Annotated in this window: 3 protein-coding genes; all 3 read right to left on the bottom strand. The window is 45.4% G+C overall.

The features are described from left to right. Positions 1–3,123: two-partner secretion domain-containing protein (locus tag AC4II3_RS30245; protein WP_488015754.1), on the bottom strand; the 3,123-nt coding region annotated here is incomplete at its 3' end. Between the two features lie 355 nt (positions 3,124–3,478). Next, entirely contained in the window at positions 3,479–4,573 is a 1,095-nt protein-coding gene (locus AC4II3_RS30240; RefSeq protein WP_488015752.1) for a tetratricopeptide repeat protein, read from the bottom strand. Then, positions 4,558–5,802 carry a tetratricopeptide repeat protein gene (locus tag AC4II3_RS30235; RefSeq protein WP_488015750.1) on the bottom strand — a complete coding sequence of 415 codons (1,245 nt, stop codon included), beginning with the start codon at positions 5,800–5,802 and terminating at the stop codon, positions 4,558–4,560. Before AC4II3_RS30235 ends, AC4II3_RS30240 begins: the two co-directional genes overlap by 16 nt. Positions 5,803–6,781 lie beyond the last annotated feature (979 nt).

Genomic DNA, 6,781 nt, shown 5'->3' with positions numbered 1-6,781 from the left:
CTCCCGACTCCCGACTCCCGACTCCCGACTCCCGACTCCCGACTCCCGACTCCCTCTTCCCGAATGACAATCAAGATTGGGTAATATCTGCTCAACAGGAGTCCCCCTAAACGGATGAGCCGTCAGAATAATCGTGCCATCCTTTGCTGTTACCCAGCCTTGGGCTTCGATAATCACTTTTTTTTCTGGGACAGGTTGAGGGGGTCTGACATTAGCTTGCTGCTGTAATTGTTGTCTCCTGCTGCTGGCTATGCCAGGACGAGTTCTCCAGCCCACTGTTCTGTCAGTATTAATCACCGGATCTAATCGAGTCGGTGGTAAACCGCCTTTTCCGGTAATGGTAAAGGAACTGCCGCCAGCAATCCGATTATTCTCAAAGCCACAAAGGTCATTGGCCAGGATGGCTTCTGCATCTACCAGGCTTGCTGGTAACTCGGTTAATCCTGAGGTCGGGTCTACGCCTGGGGTGTTGAGTACGACTTCACCGCTGAAGGATGAGCCACGTTCGGAGGTGGAGGTGATGTCATTTCCTAGAGTTTCACGTACCCGAAACTCTAAGCCAAAGATGCCTTGGGCTTTAATCTCAACACGACCTCCTCGGCCTTGTTCAGCATTGGCGGTGATGTCGCTATTTCCCAGACCGACTAAGGTATCAGTATCAATGGTTATATTGCCCCCAGTTGTTGTATTCCTAGCGTTAGTTATAATCAAGCTTTCGTCGAGGAGTCGGATGTCACGGGAATATAGATTAATATTGCTGTCGTCTCCTCCTGCTGTTTCTGCTGAGATGATTCCCTCGTTGTTCAGGAAGATGGAGTTGGCATTAATCTCTACCGTGCCTGCTGAACTCCCCGGTTGAGTGCTTCCAGTACTAATAACTGCTCCATCTTTGACTATTAACTGCCCAGTGGTAATTTTCAACAACTCTCCGGCATTTCCTGTCCCTTGAGTTTGAGTAAACAAGCCGCTGGAAAACTGACCATCGGCTGTCGTACCAATGAGTTGAACAGATTCAGAGGCATCCACTGTCAAATTTCCGCCGTCCCCAAGACCAAAAGTGCCAGCTGAAACTTGCGCTCCATCTTTGACAATTAACTCCTCAGTGGTAATACTCAAATCTCCCCCGTCCCCCTCACCGATTGTGCTAGCTGAAACAACTGCTCCATCTTTGACTATTAACTGCCCAGTGGTAATTTTCAAATCTTTCGCTTTTCCTTTCGTTTGAGTTTGAACCAACAAGGCGCTGCGAATTCGACCATCGGCTGAGGTACCAATCACTTGAACAGATTCAGAGGCATCCACAGTCAACTTTCCCCCGTCCCCCTCACCGATTGTGCGAGCTGAAACTTGTGCTCCATCTTTGACTATTAACTGCCCAGTGGTAATCTTCAAATCTCTCGCTGTTCCTGTCCCTTCAGTTTGAGCAAACAAGCCGCTCGAAACCCTACCATCGGCTGAGGTACCAATCAGTTGAACAGATTCAGAGGCATCCACAGTCAAATTTCCCCCGTCCCCAAGACCAAAAGCGCTGGCTGAAACTAGCGCTCCATCAGAGACAATTAACTGCCCAGTGGTAATACTGACATTTCCTGCTTTTCCTGTCCCTTGAGTTTGAACCAACAAGCTGCTGCGCCTCCGACTATTATTGGCTAAGGTACCAATCACTTGAACAGATTCAGAGGCATTCACTGTCAAATTTCCCCCGTCCCCTTCACCAACAGTGAAAGCTGAAACAACTGCTCCATCAGAGACAATTAACTGCCCAGTGGTAATACTCAAATTTCCGGCATTTCCAATTGATCCTTGATCAGCTTCAGCAAACAAGCCGCTGCGAAACTGACCATCGGCTGAGTTTCCAATCACTTGAACAGTCTCCTCGGCATCCACAGTCAAATTTCCCCCGTCCCCAAGACCAAAAGTGGTAGTTGAAACAACTGCTCCATCAGAGACCATTAACTGCCCTGTGGTAATACTCAAATTTCCGGCATTTCCAATTGATCCTTGAGCAGCTTCAGCAAAAAAGCCGCTGCGAAATTGACCATCGGCTGAGGTACCAATCACTTGAACAGTCTCCTCGGCATCCACAGTCAAATTTCCCCCGTCCCCAAGACCAACAGTGAAAGCTGAAACAACTGCTCCATCAGAGACCATTAACTGCCCAGTGGTAATACTCAAATCTCCCCCCTGTCCTGAGCCAAATACATCCGCAGTTATCAGAGAACCACCCTCAAGGCTGAGCTGAGAAGCCTCAACAACTATCCCACCGCCGTTCTGACTTCCGAGGGTATCCGCAAAAACAAAAGAGCGATCGCGTAAACTCACCTTAGCCCCCTGCAGCTGGATACTCCCACCACCTTCCCCACTGGTATCAACAAAAGCACCCTCGGACAAACTAATATCCTGAAACTCTTGAACTGCTGAATAATCCAATACAAAACTAGTATCCGTTGGTATCAAGTTCACCACACTATTAGGAGCAACACTCCCCAGCTCAATGCGTCCATCGGTTGCTATTAAATTACCACCAGGAATAGTAACCTTACCGCCAATCAGCCCTAATGTTTGAACATTTGGTACCTGAAAAAGACTAGAGTGATTCTCAATACTCCTTGGATTAGATCCAAATTGCAAACCAGAGGGAGTCTTAATCGTCAACAATGGTTTACCATTGAGATTTTTAGCGCTGAATACTGTGCCATCTTCAAACAACACCCGATCAGCAGTAGTCCCAAAAAATGACCCTCCCAGATCTAGTCGGCTATTGGGACCGAAGACAATACCGTTTGGATTTATCAGAAACAAGTTAGCATCACCCAACACTCCCAAAGTGCCCAAAATATTGGAAACATTTGTTCCCGTTACCCGAGTAAGGATGTTCTGAATTCCCGCCGGATTATCAAAATAAACTCGCCCAAACTCGGCCACATTGAAATCTGAGAAGCTGTGGAATAGATTGCTTTCTCTAATCGCCCCACCTTCAATCAAATCCCCTAGGTCACCTCTAACATTGACATTGGGAGTTACTACAGATTTTTCCTTACCCAAGGTATTATCTGGAGTGATTTGGCCTAATGCCGTAGTTGCAGCTAGTAGAGAACAAAAAACAAAGGTACTTGTTTGCACAAGTCCGAAAATCCGAGGTTTCATATTAATTAATGAGCTGCCGATTTTTTCTGATTATTACAGGAAATTTAGTTAAAATTTCCTGATTTAAAAAGTCTTTTTAAAAACTTTAATTAAAATTAATAAAAACTGGAAAATATCAGCTATCAGCCGTGAGCTTTTAGCTGAAAATAAACCTCTTTTCGGAGAATTTAATAGATAGTTTGAGATTTTATATAATTGAAAGTCTGGGGATTTTCCCATCTAAGCATATGCTGTTCGCGTAGCGTGCGCGTAGCGCTAATCGCTGATAACTGATAGCTGATAACTGTTCGCGTAGCGTGCGCGTAGCGCTAATCGCTGAATGCTTACCTTATTAATTCAACTGCTCTCTCAATTCCTGTACCTCCTTAACTTTCGACCGATCACCTAAGGTTTGATAATTCCTTTGTGCTTGGGTTAGCCACTCTATTGTTTGAGTTGGTTTGCCTAAACTGTACTCTACTTGTCCCAGTCCAACTTGGGCCTGAGCTTGCCCTTCTAAATTTCCCGTGGGTTTGGCTAGTTCCAAAGCTTGTAAATAACGACGTTTGGCCTGCTGCTTCAATCCCACGTCCAGGTATAAATCTCCCAAAAGTTGATAGACTGCTACTGTCTGAGTTTCCTGTTTCACCAACCCTTCTAGTAACCCTATGGCTTCCGCCTTCAAGTCATAACGTTGGTACAAATAGGCTAAGGCTAGCCCTTCCGCCCCTTGGGTTAATTGCTGTTGTTTTAATTGGGCAACTGCTGTTCTCACTGACTCAGCTTTTTGGGCATCCAACACAGTAAAACCCAGGTCAGTTCCCTGTTCTTCTTCAGAGGATTTTCCTGTGTCTGTTTCTACAATTAAGAGATAATAGGAGTCTGGTTGTAGGGGAGGACCGGAATAGTCAATTTGTGTGTTGCTCGTTTCCGTTTGCCAGTCTAATGTTAAACCAGCATCTTCTACTCGAACCCTATAGCGAGTAGCCCCAGGAACGGCATTCCAACGTAGTACTGGACGATCATTTAGTAGAGCCGTATTCCGAGGGCTGATGATGTAGGGAATGATCTGATAAGCGCTGCGAGTACGACTTGGGCGGTTAAATCCCCTTCCCCTTGGCTTTCGTGAACCACAACCCTCAGACACCAGGGACACTTGTCCTGTAGGAACAACCCAGACTCTTGAGTTGTTGCACATCACCCTAGCCGATGCCCCAGGACTAAGTTCTAACTGGTCAGAAGGATTGAGTAAAACCCCAAAATCAGCTTTTCGATAGTCTTTCCATTGACTCCGCTTGAGCTTGACATCCCCTTTAATCTCGGAGAGAAAATTTAACGCTATTGTATTTGCCCAAGAAGGATTTGCCGAAGCAGGAGAGACAAACCCAGGCAACATCAGGCTGAGCATGACTCCTGTGAGAATGTTAAACCTCAAAGTTGTTCGCATGATTTTTTTGCCTCCTGTAACTTTTTCTGAGCTAGATGTAACCAAGTATCCTCATCAGGATTGAGTGTAGAACCTAACCAACAGCACTGCTGCCATTGTTGGATGGCTCCAGGCTTTTTCTGCCGTTCCAGCACCTGAGCTAATAAACAATGAGCTGACCCCTGATTTTGGAGATATTGAGCGACTTCTGGGTTACTGGCAATACCTGTGGCAGTTTTTAGTGCCTGCTCTGCCTCTGTATCTCGACCTTGCTGAAACCTCGCCCATCCCAAATTTTTAAACAGGTTGTACTTATCCTCAGGAAAGCTATCCTGCGTGCCTGCTTGTAAAAGACCTTGATTTAGTAGAGCTACTGCTTCGGGATATTCCTTCTTTTTAATCAACAAGCGAGCCAAGTTATTATAGGCTTCTGGCACATCCCCTTTCACTGCGATCAAATACTCGGTGCGGGCTTTATCAAACTGCTGCAATTCCTCATAGAGATTGCCTAAGTTGTGGTGAGCATAGATATTATCCGGATTCAAGGCAATGGCTCTCAAGTAATTCTCTTCCGCTGCCCCCAACTGTCCCTGCTGATAGTTTTTCTCTCCTCGATCATTGTAGGCTTGAGAAATTAAGGGCAAGGCAAACCAAAAGCCCAGTAACAGCCCAGACAAAGCTAAAAGAGGGGTGAATTTTGCCTCTTCTCGATAGTATTGGGGAATTCCTAGTTTAGTGATTAGTTTTTCAAGCCCTTCTCGTCCTGCTTCCGTGAGTTCACTCCTAGCTTCAAGCAAAGTCAAGAAACTAGGAAAAACCACTGCCGCCGCTCCCAGAACGCCCACTCCTCCACTTAGAAACCGACTAGCAATATTAGCCAGCAGTCCCAGACTACCGGTCCACGTGATTACTGTTAGCCCTCTGATTAACCAGTTAACCTCTTTGCTATCTAAATGCCACCACCAATCCTTAGGGGGTGCAGGCAAACTTTCCCGACATTCAGGCAAGTTGAGGACTTTCAGGATCCTACCAGCGTTTTGTTTCAACCGTAAATCGAGCTCCATCACTTCAGATAAGATATCGACAGCAACTGGCTCCTGAGTTTTCAATACCTTTTGAAGAGCATCTCTAGCCGATAAAATTTCTAAAGCTTTTTCCTTAGATAGAGAATTTTTGGGACAGTCTAAATGCTCCCAAGCATTCCGGCAGCGAATCAGGGCAAAGTCAAGTCCCGAATTAGCGTTTTTCATACGTAAGTCAATCTAGAAAATTTGTTGTTTAGCCGCCTTATTTTCTAAATTACCTTCTGGCTGATTAACCATGATATAGCATTTATAAATAAAGGGAAGAGAAAGCCACCCCTAACCCCTCCCAGGAGGGGAAGAGGGAACAGGAAAAAAATTCTGTGTACCTGATTAGGTTAGAAACCACGATACATAATGGTTTGATAAGCGATCGCGAAAACACAAGAGTTTCGGGGTGTGAAGTTATATTTCGGCAACAACACCAGCCCCGTAACGGGCAAGATGCCCATTCCACCCACCGGATCAAACAGTTTTGATGAGATCCACCCCCAGGGAGGAAGCAAAAAATCGATGTAAATTATTAATAGATGAATATGATAATCGCTATAGCTTAATTACTTTGATTGTGAATTCGATAATTTTGGTGACTTTGAAGTTATAGATGCTGCCTTCGTTTTTTTTAGCAAGAAAAACCAAGCGTTCATCGTTGAATGAACACTAAAAAACCGACTTCGTCTTGAGTTACTCTACACCCTGAACTCGAACGAGTCGTTGCTTAATCTCAAAAAGTAATTATATCATCTAGCAAAATTTTTGTCAATCAAATTCTTTTTTTTTACATTTATTAACATTTGATGAGTGTGAGGAGTGTCGGCAGAAGAGAGAAGATAAAAGGAGAAGTGGGGAGACGCGGCTCACCCCGACTCTCTCGGTGCGCTTGACCCGTAATTAAATTCGCCACGGGTCGCACCGCTCCGGGTGCATCTCAGTTTTGAAAATTTTCCGTAGTGGCGTGGCACACCAGTAAAGCTTTGTTGGGTAGAGCTAAAGGGAAACCCAACAAAGCTTTACTGGTGTTGGGTTTCATTCTTCAACCCAACCTACGCTTATTGCACCATTAATGATGTGTCGGTCCAGTAGGGTGCGTTAGGGGGCTCACAGGGGTAGGTTTTTTACATTTGGGTAAAACATGGGACGACCCAGA

Source organism: Moorena sp., from assembly GCF_982860115.1.
The sequence above is the reverse complement of the archived record's forward strand: the minus strand, read 5'-3'. Positions and strand labels throughout refer to the sequence as shown.